This window comes from Nocardioides agri, assembly GCF_013778305.1.
Classification (GTDB): Bacteria; Actinomycetota; Actinomycetes; order Propionibacteriales; family Nocardioidaceae; genus Nocardioides; species Nocardioides agri.
On sequence record NZ_JACEIC010000002.1, the window covers coordinates 3,507,686 to 3,527,983 of the forward strand.

18 protein-coding genes are annotated in these 20,298 nt (G+C 73.0%); 17 read left to right on the forward strand and 1 reads right to left on the reverse strand.

Features of this window, described 5'->3' with window-relative positions; translation table 11 throughout:
• The first annotated feature begins 238 nt into the window (after positions 1–238).
• The 3 genes from HZF07_RS21670 to HZF07_RS21680 are packed head-to-tail and all read left to right on the forward strand — an operon-like array spanning position 239 to position 4,807.
• Entirely contained in the window at positions 239–493 is a 255-nt protein-coding gene (locus HZF07_RS21670) for a WhiB family transcriptional regulator (RefSeq protein WP_181645487.1), read from the forward strand.
• Positions 494–548: 55 nt separating this feature from the next.
• On the forward strand, positions 549–3,401 hold the full coding sequence (locus HZF07_RS21675) for a glycosyltransferase family 2 protein (RefSeq protein WP_157344410.1): 2,853 nt from the start codon (positions 549–551) through the stop codon (positions 3,399–3,401).
• The gene (locus HZF07_RS21680) at positions 3,398–4,807 is read left to right on the forward strand and encodes a DUF5719 family protein (RefSeq protein WP_157344412.1); all 1,410 of its coding nucleotides are present in this window, start codon (positions 3,398–3,400) and stop codon (positions 4,805–4,807) included. Before HZF07_RS21675 ends, HZF07_RS21680 begins: the two co-directional genes overlap by 4 nt.
• Before the next feature lie 3 nt (positions 4,808–4,810).
• On the opposite strand, the gene HZF07_RS21685 is transcribed toward HZF07_RS21680, so the two are convergent.
• A complete protein-coding gene (locus HZF07_RS21685) occupies positions 4,811–5,263 on the reverse strand; it encodes a metallopeptidase family protein (protein WP_232523084.1) in 453 nt (150 codons plus the stop codon).
• Positions 5,264–5,312: 49 nt separating this feature from the next.
• On the opposite strand from HZF07_RS21685, the gene HZF07_RS21690 reads away from it, so the two are divergent.
• From HZF07_RS21690 to HZF07_RS21755, 14 genes are all read left to right on the forward strand, one after another.
• Positions 5,313–5,672, forward strand: coding sequence for a DUF3499 domain-containing protein (locus HZF07_RS21690; protein WP_181645488.1), 360 nt, complete (start codon positions 5,313–5,315; stop codon positions 5,670–5,672).
• 20 nt (positions 5,673–5,692) lie between these two features.
• Positions 5,693–7,063, forward strand: a complete 1,371-nt coding sequence (locus HZF07_RS21695) for a phosphomannomutase/phosphoglucomutase (protein ID WP_157344414.1) — start codon at positions 5,693–5,695, stop codon at positions 7,061–7,063.
• Positions 7,060–7,230, forward strand: coding sequence for a Trm112 family protein (locus HZF07_RS21700; protein WP_157344416.1), 171 nt, complete (start codon positions 7,060–7,062; stop codon positions 7,228–7,230). The genes HZF07_RS21695 and HZF07_RS21700 overlap by 4 nt, the downstream gene beginning before the upstream one ends.
• Positions 7,230–8,261, forward strand: coding sequence for an SIS domain-containing protein (locus HZF07_RS21705; RefSeq protein ID WP_157344419.1), 1,032 nt, complete (start codon positions 7,230–7,232; stop codon positions 8,259–8,261). Before HZF07_RS21700 ends, HZF07_RS21705 begins: the two co-directional genes overlap by 1 nt.
• Before the next feature lie 28 nt (positions 8,262–8,289).
• Complete coding sequence (locus HZF07_RS21710; protein ID WP_157344421.1) at positions 8,290–9,390, forward strand: acyltransferase family protein; 1,101 nt, start codon at positions 8,290–8,292, stop codon at positions 9,388–9,390.
• A gap of 17 nt (positions 9,391–9,407) precedes the next feature.
• A complete protein-coding gene (locus HZF07_RS21715) occupies positions 9,408–10,355 on the forward strand; it encodes a DUF808 domain-containing protein (RefSeq protein ID WP_157344423.1) in 948 nt (315 codons plus the stop codon).
• Between the two features lie 296 nt (positions 10,356–10,651).
• A complete protein-coding gene (locus HZF07_RS24630; RefSeq protein WP_198346454.1) occupies positions 10,652–11,896 on the forward strand; it encodes an HNH endonuclease signature motif containing protein in 1,245 nt (414 codons plus the stop codon).
• 246 nt (positions 11,897–12,142) lie between these two features.
• Entirely contained in the window at positions 12,143–13,570 is a 1,428-nt protein-coding gene (gene ahcY / locus HZF07_RS21725) for an adenosylhomocysteinase (RefSeq protein WP_157344425.1), read from the forward strand.
• A 49-nt stretch (positions 13,571–13,619) separates the two neighbouring features.
• Positions 13,620–14,345 (forward strand): MtrAB system response regulator MtrA, encoded by a 726-nt coding sequence (mtrA, locus tag HZF07_RS21730; protein ID WP_157344427.1) that lies wholly within the window; start codon positions 13,620–13,622, stop codon positions 14,343–14,345.
• Positions 14,346–14,354: 9 nt separating this feature from the next.
• Positions 14,355–15,986: an MtrAB system histidine kinase MtrB gene (gene mtrB / locus HZF07_RS21735; RefSeq protein ID WP_157344429.1), complete on the forward strand. Its 1,632-nt coding sequence runs from the start codon at positions 14,355–14,357 to the stop codon at positions 15,984–15,986.
• Entirely contained in the window at positions 15,983–17,734 is a 1,752-nt protein-coding gene (locus HZF07_RS21740; protein ID WP_157344431.1) for an LpqB family beta-propeller domain-containing protein, read from the forward strand. The genes mtrB and HZF07_RS21740 overlap by 4 nt, the downstream gene beginning before the upstream one ends.
• Before the next feature lie 58 nt (positions 17,735–17,792).
• Complete coding sequence (locus tag HZF07_RS21745; RefSeq protein ID WP_309504890.1) at positions 17,793–18,509, forward strand: ComF family protein; 717 nt, start codon at positions 17,793–17,795, stop codon at positions 18,507–18,509.
• A 357-nt stretch (positions 18,510–18,866) separates the two neighbouring features.
• Entirely contained in the window at positions 18,867–19,487 is a 621-nt protein-coding gene (gene hpf / locus HZF07_RS21750; RefSeq protein WP_157344433.1) for a ribosome hibernation-promoting factor, HPF/YfiA family, read from the forward strand.
• Between the two features lie 112 nt (positions 19,488–19,599).
• Entirely contained in the window at positions 19,600–20,271 is a 672-nt protein-coding gene (locus HZF07_RS21755; RefSeq protein WP_157344434.1) for a response regulator, read from the forward strand.
• Positions 20,272–20,298 lie beyond the last annotated feature (27 nt).

Consider the following 20,298-nt stretch of genomic DNA (forward strand, 5'->3'; position numbering starts at 1 on the left):
GCCGCCGGTGCTGGCCGATCGGTCGAGGTGGATCGCTGGGCCCAGATCGGGTAGGGGGGCCCATACCAGATCCGGGGTTGACTTTCGGGGTACGACAGGCATGTAATTCCCACAGTGTCGTTCGCGAGTCTCGGAGCGGTGATCAGGTCCAGATCCCACCGATCTTCCGGTGAGAGACGGGTGCCGCACCCGAGGCTCGGGGATGTGGGAGCAACACCGGGTCGAAAGGGCGAGAGCCGTGCGAGAACTGTTTCTCCTCGAGCCTGAGGCGGAGGACGCCGGGTGGCAGGAGCGTGCCCTGTGCGCGCAGACCGACCCCGAGGCGTTCTTCCCCGAGAAGGGGGGGTCCACCCGCGAGGCCAAGAAGGTCTGCCTCACCTGCGAGGTGCGGGACGACTGCCTCGAGTACGCACTGATGAACGACGAGCGCTTCGGCATCTGGGGCGGCCTCTCCGAGCGGGAGCGTCGCAAGCTGAAGAAGCGCGCCGTCTGAGGAGCCCCGCGGGCGAGTTCGGCGCGGCTCGGGTGCCCGACTAGGGTTCCCGATCGTGGTGTCATCGGTCGCGGTCCTGCTCGTCAGCCATGACGGCGACCGTTGGCTACCCGCCGTCATCGACGGCCTGCGGGCCCAGCAGCCCGGCGTCGAGGCCGTCGTCGCGGTCGACACCGGCAGCAAGGACCGCAGCGTCCTCCTGCTCGAGCAGGCCTTCGGCGAGGTGCTCACGCTGTCCGGCGCCACGTCGTACCCGGCCGCGGTCGCGGCGGGCCTCGAGCGGCTCCGGGAGCGCGGCGAGCGCCCCGAGTGGGTCTGGCTGCTCCACGACGACGCCAACCCCGCGCCCGGGGCGCTGGCGGCGCTGCTCGACGCGGCGGCCGCCGACCCGAACGCCGACATCCTCGGGCCCAAGCTGCGCGAGTGGCCGTCGCTGAAGCGGCTGCTCGAGCTCGGGGTCACGATCAGCGGCACCGGCCGGCGCGAGACCGGGCTCGAGCGCGGCGAGTACGACCAGGGCCAGCACGACGAGGTCCGCGAGGTGCTCGCGGTCAACACCGCGGGCATGCTGGTGCGCCGCACGGTGCTCGAGTCGCTCGGCGGTCTAGACGAGCAGCTGCCCATCTTCGGCAACGACCTCGACTTCGGCTGGCGGGCCGCGAGCGCCGGCCACCGCACGATCGTCGTGCCCGACGCCGTGGTCTTCCACGCCGAGGCGGCGCACCGCGGCGTCCGGCGCACCCCGCTGACCGGCCGCCACACCCACTACCAGGAGCGCCGGGCGGCGCTGTTCACGCTGCTGGCGAACGTGCCGGGACGCCGGCTGCCGTGGCTCACCGTGCGGCTCGCCTTCGGCACGGTCCTGCGCATGATCGGCTTCCTGCTGGTCCGGTCGCTCGGTGAGGCGCTCGACGACCTCGCCGCCCTGCTCTCCATCTACTCCCATCCCGGTGAGGTGCGCGCCGCCCGCCGGGCCCGGCAGCAGCGCGCGGGCACCGACCCCGGGCGCGCCCGGCACCTCCTGGCGCCGTGGTGGGTGCCCTACCGGCACGGCCTGGACTTCCTCGGCGACCTCGCCGCCGCTGCGACCAACCAGGCCCAGGACGTCGCCGAGCGGCGCCGCGCGGCCGCCGCGGAGCGGGCCCCCGCGAGCTACGCACCGCGCCCCCGCACCGACGACGAGGACATGATCGCCGCGGACAGCGGCCTGCTCGCCCGGTTCCTCACCAACCCCGTCGCCCTGACCGTCGCCCTGGTCGTGGTGGTCGCGCTCGCGGCCGCGTGGCCGGCGTTCGGCTCGCTCGCGGGCGGTGGGCTCTCGCCCGCCCCGGCGGCCGGCGGCGACTGGTGGCGCCTGCAGGTCGAGACCTGGCACCCGCTCGGCACCGGCACCGCCGTCCCGGCACCTGCGTACGTGCTCCCGATGGCGCTGCTCGCCACCCTGCTCGGCGGCAGCACCGGGGCCGCGCTCTCGGTCGTGTTCGGGCTCTGCGTGCCGTTCGCGATGTGGGGCGCCTGGCGGTTCCTCCGCGTTGTGGGCCGGCTGGTCGTCTTCACCGGTGCTCCGCGGTGGGTGCTGGTCTGGGGCTCGGTGACCTGGGCGCTGGTGCCTGTCGTGTGCGGGGCGTGGGGCGACGGCCGCATGGGCGTCGTCGTGGTCGCGACCCTGCTCCCGTGGCTCGCCCACGCGGCGCTGGGCTTCGCCGACCCCGACGGCGTACGCCGCTGGCGCGCGGGGTGGCGGGTCGGCCTGCTGCTCGCCCTGGCGGCGTCGTTCGCCCCGGTGCTGTGGTTCCTCGCGCTCGCGCTGGCCCTCGTGGTCGTCGCGGCCGCGGCGCTCGTCGTCCGAGGCGCGATCCGCGACCGGTCGGTGTGGGGGCCGCCCGCGGTCGCGCTGAGCGTGCCTTTGCTGCTCCTGGCGCCGTGGTGGATCCCGGCGATCCAGCGGAAGGCCGCCGAGGGGCTGCTGCTCGACACCGGGCGGCTGCCGGCGCCGACCGCGGACACCCTCGACCTGGTCACCGGGCGCCTCGACGGCCTCGGCGCACCGTGGGAGCTCGGCGCCGTGCTCGCGCTGCTGGCCCTGCTCGCGCTGCTGCCACGACCGACCCGAATCCCGGTCCTGGTCTGCTGGGTCGTCGCGCTCGTCACGAGCGTGGTCGCCGCGCTGCTCGGCATCGCCACCTTCGCCCTCGCCGCGACGGTCACCGACGCGGGCCTCGGCGCCGTGGTGGTCGTCCTGCAAGGGACGTTCGTCGTGGCGGCGACGATCGGTGCCGTCGGCCTCGGCGTCGAGACGGTGCCGTGGCGCCGGGTGCTCGCGGCGGTCGTGGTGGTCGTCGCTGCCGCGGTGCCCGTCGGCGGCCTGGCGTGGTGGCTGAGCTCCGACCCGGTCGTCGACGACGGCATCGACACCGACATCCCGGCGTACATGATCCAGAGCTCCGAGCAGGGGCCCGAGCACGGCATCCTCGTGCTGCGCGGCACGGTCGAGGACGGGCTGACCTACACGATCCGGCGCGGCGACGGCATCACGACCGGCGAGGACGAGGTGCTCAACCTGACCACCGAGGACGCCGACTTCACCACCGGGGTGCAGGAGCTGGTCTCCCGGCCGACGGCGGAGGCGGTCGACCTGCTCGCCAGGAGCGGCATCGAGTACGTCGTGCTGCCGGCGCCCGCCGACGGCGACGTCGCCGCGGTGCTGGACGCGACGAGCGGGCTCACCCAGGCGAGCGCGGAGGAGCGCACCACCCGCGCCTGGCAGGTCGACCGGCCGCTCGACGGCGGGCTGCTCGAGGGTCCGGTCTCCTGGCTGCGGGTCGTGCTGCTGGTCCTGCAGGCAGCGGCGATCCTGGTGGTCCTGGTGCTCTGCGCCCCGACGACGAACCCGAGGAGGCAGGCATGAGCAGCGCCGGTGGTGGCCGCCGCTCCGCCCAGCGGCGCAGCGGCCTCAACCTGATGGTCGCGCTCGCGGTCGTGCTGCCGCTCGCGAGTGCGGCCGCGCTGCTACTCGTGCGGCCGTCGGACCCCGCCGACGCGACACACCCGCCGGCCAGCACCCCGCTCACAGCGGCGACCCTCACCTGCCCGTCCGCGCTCCCGGACGCGCCCGGGGTGGCGCTGACCACGACCGCCGACGGCGTCGACGGCCGGGTCGAGGTCGGCCTCGGCGAGGACGCCCGGGAGGTCCCGGTCTCGACCGGGCGGGTCTCGTCGGTCGACGACCCGGACGCCACGACCGTCACCGGCTCCGGCGACACCGCACCGGGGCTCGTGGCGAGCCGGTCCGGGGGCGACGAGGCCGCCGTGGCCGCGTGCCGGCCGCCGGCGGCGGTCCACTGGTTCACCGGCGTCGGCGCCGGTCCCAGCCATGACTCCGTCCTCGAGCTGACCAACCCGGATGCCGGGACGGCGGTCGCCGACGTGACGTTCTACGGCCGGGCGGGCGTGGTCGACGCGCCTCGCCTCCGCGGCGTGTCCGTGTCCGGCGGCCGGAGCGTCCGGCTCGACCTGGGCAGCATCGTGCCCCGCCCCGAGGAGCTCGCGCTCCAGGTGGTCACGGCCCGCGGGCGGCTGGGCGCCAGCGTGCTCGACCGGGTCGACCGGGTCGGCTCCGCCCCGTTGACCCAGGATTGGCTGTCTCCGCAGCAGGAGCCCACCCTCCAGACCATGTTGCTGGGCCTGGCTCCGGGCAGCGGGCGCCGCACCCTGACCGTGGCGAACCCCGGCTCCGACGAGGTCCGGGTGCAGGTCAGGGTCGTCGACACCGAGTCGGTGTTCGCCCCCGCAGGCCTCGACGAGCTCCGGGTGCCGCCGCAGAGCGTCGTGTCGGTCCCGGTCACCGCGGTCGTCGACGAGGCGGTCGGCGACGGCGCGCTCGGTGTCCAGGTCACCGGCACCCACCCGGTGACGGCGTCGCTGCGGTCGGTCGTCAGGGGGGACGTGTCGCACGCGGTCGCCAGCACGGCGTACTCGACGGCGACGACGGTCCTGGTGCCCGAGGCACCGGCGCAGGGGCCCCGCAAGGCCGAGCGGCGGGTGGTGCTCACCGCGAGCGGCGCCGGCACGGTCACGGTGCTCGCCGCCGACGCGGACGGCAAGGAGCTGCGCACGACCGAGGTCGAGGTGGAGCGCGGCCGCGGCTTCGCGGTGCCGGTGCCGCCGGCCGCCCAACAGGTCACGGTGACCCCGAGCCGCACCACGGTCACGGGCGCGGTGCTCACCAGCAGCAGCGGCGGTGCCGCGGTGCTGCCGATGACGGCGCCCGTCACCAACGGGCTGGTGCCCGACGTCCGCCCGGGCCTGCCGTAGCCGTCAGTCCCCGCCGTCGTAGCGCGGGTCGACGTCCTCGGCGTCCATGCCGAGCAGCTCGGCGACCTGCTCGACCACGACGGTGAGCAGCAGGGCCTCGAGGTCGGTGCGGTTGTCGCAGCGCCGCTCGATCGGGCGCCGGAAGAGCACCAGCCGGGTCGGCGTCGCGCCGGCGCCGCGCACCAGCGACGAGAGCGGGACGGTCTCGGACGTCCAGTCGTCGGGGATGTGGGGGGTGTCCTCGACGGCGTACTCGACCAGGCCGAGCTTGTCCTGCCAGCGCTGGTCGATCTCGGTGACGATGCCGAGCGCGAGGTCGTCGAAGCGCTCCCGTGCCGTCCGCAGCTCCGGGCGGCCGGGCGTCGTCGGCACCACCGCCGGACCCCGCATGCCGCGGCCGCGGCGGTCCCGGATCTTGCGCCGCCCGGGACCCGTGGCGTCGCCCGTGTCGTCCATGCCGCGAGCCTAATCGGCGGTGTCGGCCGGGAGAGGTAGCGTCTGCCGCGTGAGTCCGGCCCGTCGTTGTTCGCGCACCGCCTGCGGTCGGTCTGCCGTCGCCACATTGACCTACGTCTACGCCGACCAGACCGCGGTCCTGGGCCCGCTCGCGACCTTCGCCGAGCCGCACGCCTACGACCTCTGCGAGGTCCACAGCGAGCGGCTCTCCGCGCCGCGCGGCTGGGAGGTGCTGCGGCTCGCGCAGGACCTCTCCTCTCAGGGCCCGTCGAGCGACGACCTGCTGGCGCTCGCCGACGCCGTCCGCGAGGCGGCCCGGCCGGTCGCCCCCGCGCGCGTCGCGCCCAGCGAGGAGACCGGTCGCGAGACCGGCCGTCGCGGCCACCTCCGGGTGCTGAGCACCGACTGAGCGCCCACTAGGCTCCGGGCATGGCCGACACCCTCGACCCGATGAACCTCAACGCCGTCTTCAAGGCGTACGACGTCCGCGGCACCGTCCCCGACCAGATCGACGAGTCGCTGGCCCGTGCCGCCGGTCGCGCGTTCGTCCAGGTGGTGGGTGGACCGACCGTCGTGGTCGGCCACGACATGCGCCCCAGCTCGCCCGGCATGGCCGGCGCCTTCGCCGCCGGTGCGAGCGAGGCCGGCGCCGACGTCGTGATGATCGGTCTCGCCTCGACCGACCAGCTCTACTTCGCGTCCGGGCACCTCGGCCACCCCGGCGCGATGTTCACCGCGAGCCACAACCCCGCGCAGTACAACGGCATCAAGATGTGCCGTGCGCACGCCGTGCCCGTCGGCATGGAGAGCGGCCTGGCCGAGATCCGCGACCTCGTGGCCTCGCCACGGCCGGTGGACGGACCCGCGGGCGCGATCAGCGAGCACGACGTGCTCGAGGCGTACGCCGCGCACCTGCTCTCGCTCGCCCCGGTCACCGGCCGGCGCCTCAAGGTCGTCGTCGACGCCGGCAACGGCATGGCCGGCCACACCGCGCCGGCCGTCTTCGAGCGGCTGGCCGACCAGGTCGACCTCGTGCCCATGTACTTCGAGCTCGACGGCACCTTCCCCAACCACGAGGCGAACCCGATCGAGCCCGCCAACCTCGCCGACCTCCAGGCCCGGGTCCTCGCCGAGCGCGCCGACATCGGGCTGGCGTTCGACGGCGACGCGGACCGCTGCTTCCTCGTCGACGAGCGCGGCGCGCTGGTCTCGCCCTCGACGCTGACCGCGCTGATCGCCTCGCGCGAGCTCGCCAAGGAGCCCGGCGCCGTCGTGATCCACAACCTGATCACGAGCCGCTCGGTGCCCGAGATCGTCACCGAGCTCGGCGGCACCCCGGTCCGCACCCGCGTCGGTCACTCCTTCATCAAGGCGACGATGGCCGAGACCGGCGCGATCTTCGGCGGCGAGCACAGCGGCCACTTCTACTTCCGCGACTTCTGGCGCGCCGACTCCGGCATGCTCGCCGCGCTGCACGCGCTGGCCGCCCTGGCCGAGACCGAGCAGCCGCTGTCCGGGCTGCTCGCGGAGTTCGACCGCTACGTGCTCAGCGGCGAGATCAACTCCGAGGTCGCCGACCAGGCCGCGGTCACCGCCGAGCTCGAGGCGGCGTACGCCGCGCAGCCCGACGTCACCACCGACCGTCTCGACGGGCTGACCGTGAGCCACCCCGACTGGACCTTCAACGTCCGGCCGTCCAACACCGAGCCGCTGCTCCGCCTCAACGCCGAGGGCCGCGACGTGGCGACCATGGAGCGGGTGCGCGACGACGTGCTCGCCCAGATCAGGAGAGAGCGATGAACGTGAACCTCGACCCCGCGCTGCTGGAGATCATCGTCTGCCCGGCCTGCCGCGCCGACCTGGACGTCGTGGGGGAGGAGCTGGTCTGCCGGGGCTGCGGCCTGGCCTACCCGGTCCGCGACGACATCCCGGTGCTGCTCGTCGACGAGGCCCGCAAGCCGAGCTGATGGCCACCTGGTTCGACGAGTCCCGGCTGGACGACGCCGGCGTGCTGACCACGGCCGACCTGCGCCTGCGGGCGCTCGCCGAGTCCGGCTCCCGGGTACGCCGCGCGGCGGGAGACGCCGCGGAGGCGTGCGCCGCGGCTGTCGCCCGGGCCGCCGAGGTCGACCGTCCGCGGGCGGTGCTCGCCGCCGGCCCGGACTCGCGGCTGCTGCGCGCCGTCCTCGAGCCCTGGTGCCCGGTGCCCTTCGTCGCCTGGCCGGCCCCCGCCCTGCCCGGCTGGGTCGGCAGCCTCGACCTGGTCGTGGTGCTCGCTCCCGACGGCGCCGACGTCGGCGCCGCGTCCGCGGTCGCCGAGGCGGTCCGACGTGGCTGCCAGCTCGTCGTCGCCTGCCCGCCCGACTCGCTGGTGGCGCAGCACGCCGCCGGCCGGTGGAGCACGATCCTGCCGACCGAGAGCCGTGACCAGCTGGCGACGGCCGTCGTGGTTCTCGACTACCTCGACCGGCTCTCGCTCGGCCCCGAGGCCGACGCCGAGCAGGTCGCGGAGGCCCTCGACGCCGTGGCGATCGCGTGCTCGCCCAACCGCGACCTCGCGGTCAACCCGGCCAAGGTGCTCGCGATCGCCCTCGCCGACGCCAACCCGGTGCTGTGGGGCGGCTCGGTGCTCGCCGCCCGCGCCGCGCGCCGGGTCGCGGAGCAGGTCCGCCGCGCCTCCGGCCGCTCGGCCCTGGCCGGTGACGCCGAGCACCTGCTCCCGCTGATCGAGGCGGCCCGGCCGCGCGACGTGTTCGACGACCCCTTCGCCGACGGCGCCGCCGACCAGCGACCGGTGCTCCTCGTGCTCGACGACGGCACCGACGACCCGCTCGTGCGCGAGCAGCGCGCCCGCCTGGTCGGCGCGGCCGACGAGCGCGGCGTACGCGTCGAGGTCGTGACCACCGACGCCACCACCGAGGTCGCCCGCTACGCGTCGCTGCTGCTCAGCGGCACCTACGCGGCCGAGTACCTGCGGATCGGGCTCGTCGAGGACTGATCCGCGGCCCAGCGGGTAGTCCACCAGGGTGACCGCCACGCGCGACCCCTGGTTCGACAACGCCAAGATGATGCTGGTGACGCTCGTCGTCGTCGGCCACTCCTGGGTGCTGCTGCCCAACACCGGGGCCGTCGACCACTCCTACGACTTCCTCTACACCTGGCACGTGCCGGCGTTCGTCTTCGTGACCGGCTACCTCTCCCGCACCTTCGTCTACAGCAAGGTGCGGATGTGGCAGCTGGTCCGCACGGTCGTGGTGCCCTACCTGGTCTTCGAGTGCCTGATCGCCCTCTTCCGCATCTACGTCGGTGGCGAGGAGATGCGCGATCTCTTCAAGGACCCGCACTGGCCCATGTGGTACCTCGCGGCACTCTTCTTCTGGCGTCTGCTCACGCCGGTCTTCCGGCCGATGTGGGGCGGGCTCGCCGTCGCCGTCGGCATCAGCCTGGTGGCGGGCATGTACGCCGGAGACACCCTCGACATTGCGCGCGTGCTCGGGCTGCTCCCGTTCTTCGTGATGGGCCTCAAGGCCACGCCCGAGCGCCTGGAGCTGCTGCGCAAGGCCCCGGCGCGGGCCGCCGCGGTCGTGGTGTTCGTGGGCATCTGGGTGCTGACGACCTGGACCGACGCGTGGGCGAGCACCGAGTGGCTCTACTACCGCTCCCGCTACGACGACATGGGCTACGCCGACGACCTGCGCGCGCTGCTCACCCGCGCCCTGGTGCTGGCGATCGGCACGCTCGGCGCGTGGGCGTTCCTCGCGCTCGTGCCGCGGGTCCACGGCTGGTTCACCCGGATGGGGGCCGCGACGCTGGTCGTCTACCTCTTCCACGGCTTCTTCGTGAAGGGCGCCGGCTACGCCGGCTGGGGCGGCTGGGCCGAGGACCACGTCGCCATCGCGTTCGGGGTCACCACGCTGGCCGCCGTACTCATCTCGCTGGCGCTCGCCTGGCGCCCGGTCTCGACACGGCTCGCCGACGTCGTCGACCCGCTCGGGTTCGCCGAGCGCCACGTCAAGCACGCGGTCGACCTGACCGCCGCCAAGGACCAGGTGCAGCCCGAGGTGCAGGCCGAGGTCGAGGCCGGTGTCGACGCGGGCCTGCACCACCGCGTCGGCGCTCCCCGCTAGCCGATAGATTTCCCGGCATGGCTGGTGGTCTCTTCGCGCTGCTCGACGACGTCGCCGCGCTCGCGCGGATGGCGGCGGCCTCCGTCGACGACGTCGGCGCGGCCGCCGGCCGGGCGACGGCGAAGGCCGCCGGCGTCGTCGTCGACGACACCGCGGTGACGCCGCAGTACGTCCACGGCGTGACCGCCGACCGCGAGCTGCCGATGATCAAGCGGATCACGATCGGCTCGCTGCGCAACAAGCTGCTGATCATCCTCCCGGTCGCGCTGCTGCTCAGCCAGTTCGTCCCCGGGCTGCTGACGCCGATCCTCATGCTCGGCGGCACCTACCTCTGCTACGAGGGCGCCGAGAAGGTCTGGCACGCGCTCCGCGGCGGCGAGCACCACGACACCCCGGTCAGCGAGAACGGCCCCGACGCCGAGAAGGCGATGGTCTCGGGCGCGATCCGCACCGACCTCATCCTCTCCGCCGAGATCATGGTGATCGCCCTCAACGAGGTCGCCGACGAGCCCTTCCTCAGCCGGCTCGCGATCCTCGTGGTGGTCGCCGTCGCGATCACGATCGCGGTCTACGGCGTGGTCGCGATCATCGTCAAGCTCGACGACATCGGGCTCTCGCTCACCCAGCGCCGCTCGTCGTTCGCGCGGACCGTCGGCCGCTGGCTCGTCGTCGGCACCCCGCGCCTGCTCTCGGTCATCTCGGTCGTCGGCGTCGCCGCCATGCTCTGGGTCGGCGGCCACATCTTCCTCAACGGTCTGCACGAGCTCGGGTGGGACCCGCTCTACGACGTCGTCCACCACCTCGAGCACGCGGTCCACGAAGCCGTCCACGGCCCCCTCGGCTCGACGCTGGCGTGGCTGACCAACACGGCCGCGTCGGCCGTCTTCGGTCTCGCCGTCGGCGGCGTCGTGATGGTGGTGCTGCACGTCGTGCCGCGGCGGCCGAAGGGCGCGCACGCTCACTGATCGGCCGCGCGGTGTCGTCCGCTTGCGGGTTCGCTGTGGTGCGGACCGATAGGCAGCAAAGCGGGTGCAGCCGCAGCGGGCCGGCGTTGCTTGCCGGCTTGCCGGTCGGCTCGCCAGGGTTTGGACACCACCTTTCCTGTCGGCGGCTTGCGGGTCTGCTGTGGCGCGGGCCGATAGGCAGCGAAGCGGGTGCAGCCGCAGCGGGCCGGCGCCGCTTCCCGGGTTTTCGGCCGCAGTTCCCGAGAAGAGCCTCGTCCACTACTAGAACATATGATCGAATAGATGTAGGATGTGGTATGGCCCGCCGCACCGCGACTCTCACCGATCCGGTGCTGGCGGCTGCCCGCGACGCTGCGCACGCGGAGGTGATGGCGGCGGCCCGGAAGTTCGAGCTGGCCGCGACCTGGGCGGCGATGCATCCGGCTCCGGTCACCGACCCGGTGGTCACCGCGACCGGTGTGGTGGAGATGTACGGCGACCAGCCCGTCACGCTCGCCGGGGAGGGCGCGCCGGGCATGTCGGAGTTCGCGGTCGCCGAGTTCGCCGCCGCGATCGGCATCTCCACTCGGGCCGGGCGGGATCTGATCGGTGCGGCGCTGGAGTGCCGGCACCGGCTGCCTCGGACGTGGGCGCGGGTGATGGCCGGTGAGGTGCCGGTGTGGAAGGTCCGCCGGCTGACCGAGCAGACCCACCGGCTGCCGCCGCCCGGCGCCGCTTATGTGGACCGGCACCTGGCGCCGGTGCTGGACTCGTGCTCGTTCGCGCAGATCGAGCGGGCCGTGGAGACCGCGTGCGCCCAGACCGAGGACGAGAAGGCCGAGCTCGACCGCCTCGATGCCGCCGCGACCGAGTTCTTCCAGGTCCGGTTGGGCGATGCGCACCTCAACCACGGCCGCGTCCCGGTCGACGGGCTCCTGGACTACCCGGTCGCCCTCGCCCTCGAGCAGGCGCTCCAGGCCGGCTCCCATCACCTGCTCACCGAGCACCCCGACCTGAGCCTGGACCAGCGCCGCGCCCTCGCCCTCGGCCACCTCGCCGCCAGCGGGAGTGAGAGCGCCGGGGTCGCGGAGGTCGTGGTCTACGCCCACCACACCCCGGCCGAGGGCCACGGCATCGTCGACGTCGAGAAGCTCGGCCACACCACCATCGAGCAGCTCACCGACTGGTGCCGCCACCTCGCCACCCGCGTCACCATCCGCCCGGTCCTCGACCTCGGCGCCGAACTCACCACCGACGCCTACACCCCGACCGTGCTGCAGCGGGAGCAGGCGGTCCTGACCAACCCGACCTGCGTGTTCGCGCACTGCGCCCGGTCCGCCCGCGGCTGCGACCTCGACCACATCGAACCCTGGGATCCCAGCGGTGCCGGCGGCGCTACGACCAGCTGGAACCTCGCACCTCTCTGTCGGCTGCACCACCGGATGAAGACCCACGGCCACTGGACCTACCGACGCCTCACCCGCACCCGCTTCGAGTGGACCAGCCCGTCGGGCGACGTCTACGACGTCGACCGCACCCTCACCAGACGACGAACCCGCTGACCCTCACCCCACCCGCACCGCGGGTGGGGCCACCGCCATGTCCGTTGCGTCCCTTTCGGCGGCGACGACGCATCACGTCCCCGCGTCACGACGGTGACCGCACACCACCGCACCACCGGTGACGACTCGCACGGATCGCGGGGTCGGGGGACGTGCTGCGCGGGGGCGTCGAGGATTCCCAGGTTGCGTGTGACCCGTTCTAATCTCGACTCAACGCGTTGCCCGCCTCACATCTCAGGAGCACAGATGGACTTCAAGGTCGCCGACCTCAGCCTGGCCGACTTCGGCCGCACCGAGATCAAGCTCGCCGAGCACGAGATGCCGGGCCTGATGGCGATGCGGGCCCGGTACGGCACCGAGAAGCCGCTCAAGGGCGCTCGGATCGCGGGCTCCCTGCACATGACCATCCAGACCGCGGTCCTCATCGAGACGCTGGTCGAGCTCGGCGCGGACGTGCGCTGGGCGTCCTGCAACATCTTCTCGACCCAGGACCACGCGGCCGCCGCGATCGCGGTCGGCCCCAACGGCACGGCCGACGACCTGCAGGGTGTCCCGGTCTTCGCCTGGAAGGGCGAGACCCTGGAGGAGTACTGGTGGTGCACCCGCCAGATCCTCGACTGGGGCACCGAGCAGCCGAACATGATCCTCGACGACGGTGGCGACGCCACCCTGCTCGTCCACCTCGGCGTCCAGGCCGAGAAGACCGGTCAGGCGCCCGACCCGGCGACCGCGACCAGCCACGAGCAGAAGGTCATCTTCGAGGTGCTCAACGAGCAGCTCGCGGCCAACGCGTCCTACTGGACCCCCAAGGCCAACTCCATCAAGGGCGTGACCGAGGAGACCACCACCGGTGTCCACCGCCTGTACGAGATGATGAAGGAGGGGTCGCTCCTCTTCCCCGCCATCAACGTCAACGACTCGGTCACCAAGTCGAAGTTCGACAACAAGTACGGCTGCCGCCACTCGCTCATCGACGGCATCAACCGCGCGACCGACGTGCTGATCGGTGGCAAGGTCGCGGTCGTCTGCGGCTACGGCGACGTGGGCAAGGGCTGCGCCGAGTCGCTGCGCGGCCAGGGCGCCCGCGTGATCGTCACCGAGATCGACCCGATCTGCGCGCTGCAGGCGTCGATGGACGGCTACCAGGTCACCACCCTCGAGGAGGCCCTGCCGGTCGCCGACATCATCATCACCGCCACCGGCAACAAGGACGTCGTCACCGTCGACCACATGCGGTCGATGAAGCACCAGGCGATCGTCGGCAACATCGGCCACTTCGACAACGAGATCGACATGGCCGGCCTCGAGGCCGACGGCGTCGCGGAGCGCAAGAACGTCAAGCCCCAGGTCGACGTGTGGACGTTCCCGACCGGCAAGTCGGTCATCGTGCTCTCCGAGGGTCGCCTGATGAACCTCGGCAACGCGACCGGCCACCCGTCGTTCGTGATGTCGAACTCCTTCACCAACCAGGTGCTCGCGCAGATCGAGATCTTCACCAAGACCGAGGAGTACCCGGTCGGCGTCTACGTGCTGCCCAAGCACCTCGACGAGGAGGTCGCCCGACTGCACCTCGACGCCCTCGGTGTGAAGCTCACGACGCTCACCGACGACCAGGCCTCCTACCTCGGCATCGACGTGGCCGGCCCGTACAAGCCCGAGCAGTACCGCTACTGAGCACCCGCGCTCAGCAGGACCGTCGCGGCGGGCTGGCATCATGGACCCCATGAGCGAGTCCGCCGCGGCGCCGTCCGGCGCCCAACCCGATCCGACCGGCAAGGGTCGGATCCTCGTCGTCGACGACGACGCCTCCCTGGCGGAGATGCTCACGATCGTGCTGCGCCAGGAGGGATTCGAGAGCCGCATGGTCACCCGCGGTGACGAGGCCCTCGACGTGTTCCGCGCGTACAAGCCCGACCTGGTCCTCCTGGACCTGATGCTCCCGGGCCGCGACGGCATCGACGTCTGCAAGGAGATCCGCGCCGAGTCGGGCGTCCCGATCGTCATGCTCACCGCCAAGGGCGACACCGTCGACGTCGTCGTCGGGCTGGAGTCCGGCGCCGACGACTACGTCGTCAAGCCGTTCAAGCCCAAGGAGCTGATCGCCCGGATCCGCGCGCGGATCCGCCGCTTCGACGCGCCCAGCCCCGAGACGCTCACGATCGGCGACCTGAGCATCGACGTCGCGGGCCACTCGGTCAGCCGCGCCGGCGCGCCGATCAACCTCACGCCGCTCGAGTTCGACCTGCTGGTCTGCCTGGCGCGCAAGCCCTGGCAGGTCTTCACCCGCGAGGTGCTGCTCGAGCAGGTCTGGGGCTACCGGCACGCCGCCGACACCCGGCTGGTCAACGTGCACGTGCAGCGGCTGCGGTCGAAGGTCGAGCACGACCCGGAGAGCCCGGAGATCGTGGTGACCGTCCGCGGCGTCGGCTACAAGGCCGGGACGGCGTGAGGCCGGCCGATGCTGCACCTGCGTCCCCGTGGGTCGCACCGGCTCCCTGAGTCGGTACGCCGGGGCCTCACCTTCTGGCGCCGCTCGATCCAGGCCCGGGTCGTGGCGAGCACGGTCCTGCTCTCCGTCGTGGTGATCAGCGGCGTCGGGTGGTACCTCCTGCGGCAGACCCGCGACGGTCTGCTCGACCACCGGGTCGACGCCGTCGTCGCCGAGGCCAACGACGAGACCGCCAGTGCCCGCGGACGGCTCGAGGCGGTGACCGGCACCGACGCCGACGTCGCGGGCCAGCTGCGCGAGCTCGCCGAGCCGATCATCCAGGCCGGGGACGCGCGCGACTTCTCGGTGGTGCTCGCCGGGCCGACGGGCGACGGGGGACGCATCGCCGACGGCGGCGCCAACTACACGCGGGGCCTCGACACCAGCAGCGTGCCGGCGAAGCTCGAGGAGCACTTCGACGACAGCAGCACCACCGCGTGGACCTACACGGTCATCCGCAGCACCGATCGCGATGGCGTGACCACCGAGCGCCCGGGCATCGCCGTGGGCGCGCAGGTGCAGCTGCCGGCCGACGGGCAGACCTACACGCTCTACTACCTCTTCCCGCTCGGCGAGCAGGAGGAGACGCTCGCGCTGGTGTCGCGGGCGCTGCTGACCGCAGCCGTCCTGCTGGTCGTGCTCGTCGCCGGGATGACCTGGCTGGTGACCCGCCAGGTGGTCACCCCGATCCGGATGGCGCGTCAGGTGGCCGAGCGGCTCGCGGCCGGCCAGCTGCAGGAGCGGCTCCGGGTCTCCGGGGAGGACGACCTCGCCCGGCTCGCGACGTCGTTCAACCAGATGGCGAGCAACCTCCAGCGCCAGATCCGCCAGCTCGAGGAGCTCAGCCGGGTGCAACGCCGGTTCACCTCCGACGTGTCGCACGAGCTGCGCACCCCGCTCACCACCGTGCGGATGGCCAGCGACGTGCTCCACGACGCGCGCGCCGACTTCGACCCCGCCACCGCGCGCGCCGCCGAGCTCCTCCAGACCGAGCTGGACCGCTTCGAGACCCTGCTCGTCGACCTGCTGGAGATCAGCCGGTTCGATGCCGGGGCGGCCGTCCTCGAGCTCGACGACGTCAACCTCGTCGACGTGGCCCACCGCGTCGTCGACGCCACCGGCCCGCTCGCGCAGCAGCGCCGGGTCCAGGTCGTGGTCCGCGCCCCCGACCACCCCTGTCTCGCAGAGGCGGACGTACGCCGCATCGAGCGGGTCGTGCGCAACCTGCTCACCAACGCCATCGACCACACGAGCACCGACCGCGCCGGAGGAGACATCGTCGTGACCGTCGCCGGCGACGACCACGCCGCCGCCATCACCGTGCGCGACTACGGCGTCGGCCTGGCCGCCGGCGAGGCCGCCATGGTCTTCAACCGGTTCTGGCGCGCCGACCCGGCGCGCGCCCGGACGAGCGGCGGCACCGGCCTCGGGCTCTCGATCTCGTTGGAGGACACCCACCTGCACGGCGGCTGGCTGCAGGCGTGGGGACGGCCGGGCGAGGGCGCCCAGTTCCGGCTCACGCTGCCGCGCCGCGCGGGCGGCGTGCTGCGCCACAGCCCGCTGCCGCTGGTGCCGGTCGACGTGACGGAGCCGGTGACATGAGCAGGTTCCGCCGTACGCCGTACGCCGTCGTCGTCGCCGTCCTGCTCGCCGGGGTCCTCTGCGGCTGCGTGAGCATGCCGGACTCGGGCCCGGTCGAGGAGACCCAGTCGGGCGGCGGCGTCTCGAACGACGACGGCCCCTACATCGACCCCAAGCCGCCGGCTCCCGGAGCGAGCCGCACGGAGATCGTGCGCGGCTTCCTGTTCGCGATGACCGCGACCCCGATCCAGACGATCACCGCACGGGAGTTCCTCAGCGAGGATGCCGCCGAGGCGTGGCGGCCCGAGGACACGATCACCTACGTCGGGACCCCGCGGATCGAGGAGGCCGGCACCGGCGTCTCGCTGACCCTCGAGGACCCGGACCTCCTCGACGCGCGCGGGGCGTGGCAGGGCCAGCTGCCCCGGCGCCAGCACACGATCGAGTTCCCGATGGCGTTCGAGGACGGCGAGTGGCGCATCGACCACGCGCCGAACGCGCTGATCGTCCCGGAGACCTGGTTCGCCAACCGCTACCAGCCGGTCTCGCTCTACTTCTTCGACCCGACCGCCAAGATCCTCGCGCCGGAGCCGGTGTTCGTCCAGAACGGCAAGGGGCTCGCCAGCGCGCTCACCCAGGCCCTGCTGCTCGGGCCCGGCGCCGACCTCGACAAGGTCGTGCAGAGCTTCATCCCCGACGGGCTGAGCAACCTCTCGGTCCCGATCGACGACGAGGGCGTCGCGGAGATCGCGCTGACCGGCGACGCGGGCATCCTCTCGCCCGACCGGATCGAGCTGATGATGGTCCAGCTCGCCTGGACGCTGCGCCAGGACCCGTCGATCACGGGCCTGCGCGTCCTCATCAACGGCGAGCCGCTGGCGCTGCCCGGCGGCTCAAACGCCTACAGCGTCAACAACGGCGCCGAGTACGACCCGGCCGGCTTCCAGGCGAGCCCGTTGCTCTACGGCCTGCACGACGGGCTGCTGGGATCCGGCGCGAGCTCGACGCTGGAGGCGGTGAGCGGCCCGATGGGCGCGGAGCCGCTCGGGTTGCGCAGCGTCGGCGTCAGCGTCCGGGCGACCAGTGCCGCCGGCGTCACCACCGATGGCACCGCGGTCCTCCAGGCGCCGGTCAGCGGCACCCGCGAGGCGCGGGTCCAGACGGTGGTCAGCGGCGCCCGCGACCTGCTCCCACCCGCGTGGGACGCGGGCGGGCGGATGTGGGTCGTCGACCGCGGGGCGGACGGGGCCGTCGTGTCCTGGGTGCACAAGGGCGTCGACCGCGCCGTGGAGGTGCCCGGGGTGACGGGCCAACGGGTGCGCAGCTTCGTGGTCTCGCGCGACGGGACCCGGCTCATCGCCGTCGTCCGACGCCCGGCCGGCGACGTGGTGCTGGTGTCGCGGATCGCGCACAGCCACGGCGGTCGGGTGCTGTGGGCGACGCGCGCGCGGCCGATCGCGGGGGAGCCCAGCAGCGACCTGCCGGTCCGGGACATCGCGTGGCGATCGCCGGCGGTGCTCGCCATCCTGAGCCCCTTCCCGGGCACCACCGACCTCGTGCAGGTGCGGGTGGCGTCCGTGGACGGCTCCCCGGCGCCCGACGGCAGCGGGACCACGGTGCGTGCCCACCTCCAGGCACTCGCGGGCTCGCCCTCCGAGGACGAGCCGCTCCTCGGCCTCCGGCGCAAGTGGATGATCAACCTCGCCGGCTCCGACCGGTCGCCGATCCCGATCCCCAAGGGCACCGAGGCGCTCACGTACGTCGGCTGATCCACAGGCGCGGCCGCCGCCCTTGAGCCGGCCGCGCGCGCGATGGTGACATCGACGGGTGCTCATCTCGGACGCAGCGGTCGACCTGCTGCTCGGCGGCCGCTGCGCCGGCTGCGCCCGGCCGGGCCGGCTGGTGTGCGCGGGGTGCGTCGCCGAGCTGGCAGCAGGGCTGGCCACGGCCGGACCGGTCTGGCCCGACCCGGTGCCGCCCGGGCTCGTGCAGCCCTGGGCGGCGACGGCGTACGACGGAGCGGTGCGCGGCCTGCTCCTAGGGCACAAGGAGCGCCGGCTGCTGGCGCTCCGCGGCCCGCTGGCCGGGCTGCTGGCCGTCGCGGTCGCGGCGGCCGCCCAGGAGGCCGCACCCGGGCCGCTCGTCCTGGTGCCGGTGCCCTCGCGGCGAGGCAGCGCCCGGGCCCGGGGCCACGACCCGACCCGCCGGATCACCGCCGGCGCGGCCGCCCTGCTGCGTCGGACGGGGATCGACGCGGTCGCCGGGCCGCTGCTGCGCAGCCGGCCCGGCGTGGTCGACCAGGCCGGTCTCGACGCGGCCGCCCGCGCGGCCAACCTGGCCGGCTCGATGCACTGCCCGACCGGGCTCGTGCGGCGGCTCGCCGCCCGGCGTACCCAGGCCCGCGTGGTCGTGTGCGACGACGTGCTGACCACCGGCGCCACGGCCCGGGAGGCCCAGCGGGCCCTCGAGGCGGTCGGGATCGAGGTCCACGCGGTGGCCGCCGTGGCGGCCACCCGGCGGCGTTCCGTACCGCAGGCCGGATGACCCTTTCACCTTCTTGGGGGGTCGCGTAACGTCAGGTCATGGAGTCCGTCCGGGTCCGTGGTTGCGTCGTCCAGGCGCCCCGGTTCCGCCGGGTGCCCGGTCGGCAAGCCGATGCCAGTCGCAGGCAAAGCGGTCCACGTAACCACGCGCTGCTCTCGCAGCGGGGCGTGGGATCACGGTGCGGCTTAGTGGTAAGTCCTGCCTCGCCTCCGTCGTCAGATGCGACGCCCGGCGGGAGAGGGTCAGTAGTGGCAGAGAAGCTGCGAGAGCCCCAGCAGGCGATTGTGGGGTCGAAGACCAGGTCGGCCGGACGGACTCCTCTCACCACCGACCAGCACACGCAATCGGGAGGTTCACATGGAAGTTGTCGTCACGGGTCGTCACTGCGAGCTGTCTGACAGGTTTCGCAGTCACGTCGAGGAGAAGGTGTCGAGGCTGGAGAAGCACGACCACCGCATCATCCGGATGAACGTCGAGGTCGAGACGGAACGCAACCCGCGCCAGTCGGACCGCGCCGTACGACTTCAGCTGACAGCACTCTCCAAGGGACCTGTGGTGCGCGCCGAGGCCTGCGCCGCCGACAAGATGGCGGCTCTCGACCTCGCACTCGACAAGATGGCCTCGCAGATGCGCCGCGCCGCCGACCGGCGGCGGGTCCACCACGGCCGGCAGACCCCGATCTCCGTGGGTCAGGCCCTTGCGAACGGCACGGCCCTCGCGGCCGACGAGGACGACGTCGTCACCCTCGAGCGGCAGGTCGGCCCCATCACCGTCACCGGCGACGGCCCCCTCGTGGTCCGCGAGAAGACCCACCCGGCAACGCCCATGACGCTCGACCAGGCGCTCTACGAGATGGAGCTGGTCGGGCACGACTTCTACCTCTTCGTCGACAAGGAGAGCGAGCGCCCGGCGGTCGTCTACCGGCGCCGTGGCTACGACTACGGCGTCATCTCCCTGGAGCTCGACGGCGGCTCCTGAGCGACCGGAGGCCGCGGGCTGGCCCGTCCGGGCCATCCCGCGGCGTTCGCCGCCACCCGCGTAGGCGCGCGGGGAAGCCCACTCGTGTCATGATGCGGCTGTGGCGGAACTCATGGCAGACCTCGGGCGCGAGCCGATCCGCGTGCTCGTGGTCGACGACCAGGAGCTCTTCCGACGCGGCCTGACCATGCTGCTCAACGCCGAGCCCGGCGTCGAGGTGGTCGGCGAGGCGGGCGACGGGATCGAGGGCACCTCCCTCGCCGAGCGCAGCGCTCCCGACGTCGTCCTGCTCGACATCCGGATGCCGAAGCGCTCCGGCATCGAGGCGTGTCTGGCGATCAAGGAGGCCGTCCCGTCGGCGAAGATCGTGATGCTGACGGTCTCCGACGAGGAGGCCGACCTCTACGAGGCGGTCAAGAGCGGGGCGGCGGGCTACCTGCTCAAGGACTCCTCGATCGAGGAGGTCGCCCAGGCCGTCCGCGTCGTGGCCGACGGGCAGTCGCTGATCAGCCCCTCGATGGCGGTCAAGCTGATCGACGAGTTCAAGCAGATGTCCCGTCCCGAGCGCGACCACCCCGCCGGCCTGCGCCTCACCGAGCGCGAGCTCGAGGTGCTGCGCCTGGTGGCCAAGGGGATGAACAACCGGGAGATCGCCAAGGAGCTCTACATCAGCGACAACACGGTCAAGAACCACGTGCGCAACATCCTGGAGAAGCTCCAGCTCCACTCGCGCATGGAGGCCGTGATGTACGCCGTCAAGGAGAAGCTGCTCGACCTGCCGTGACTGTCGGGGCCCTCCTCTAGCCTCGCG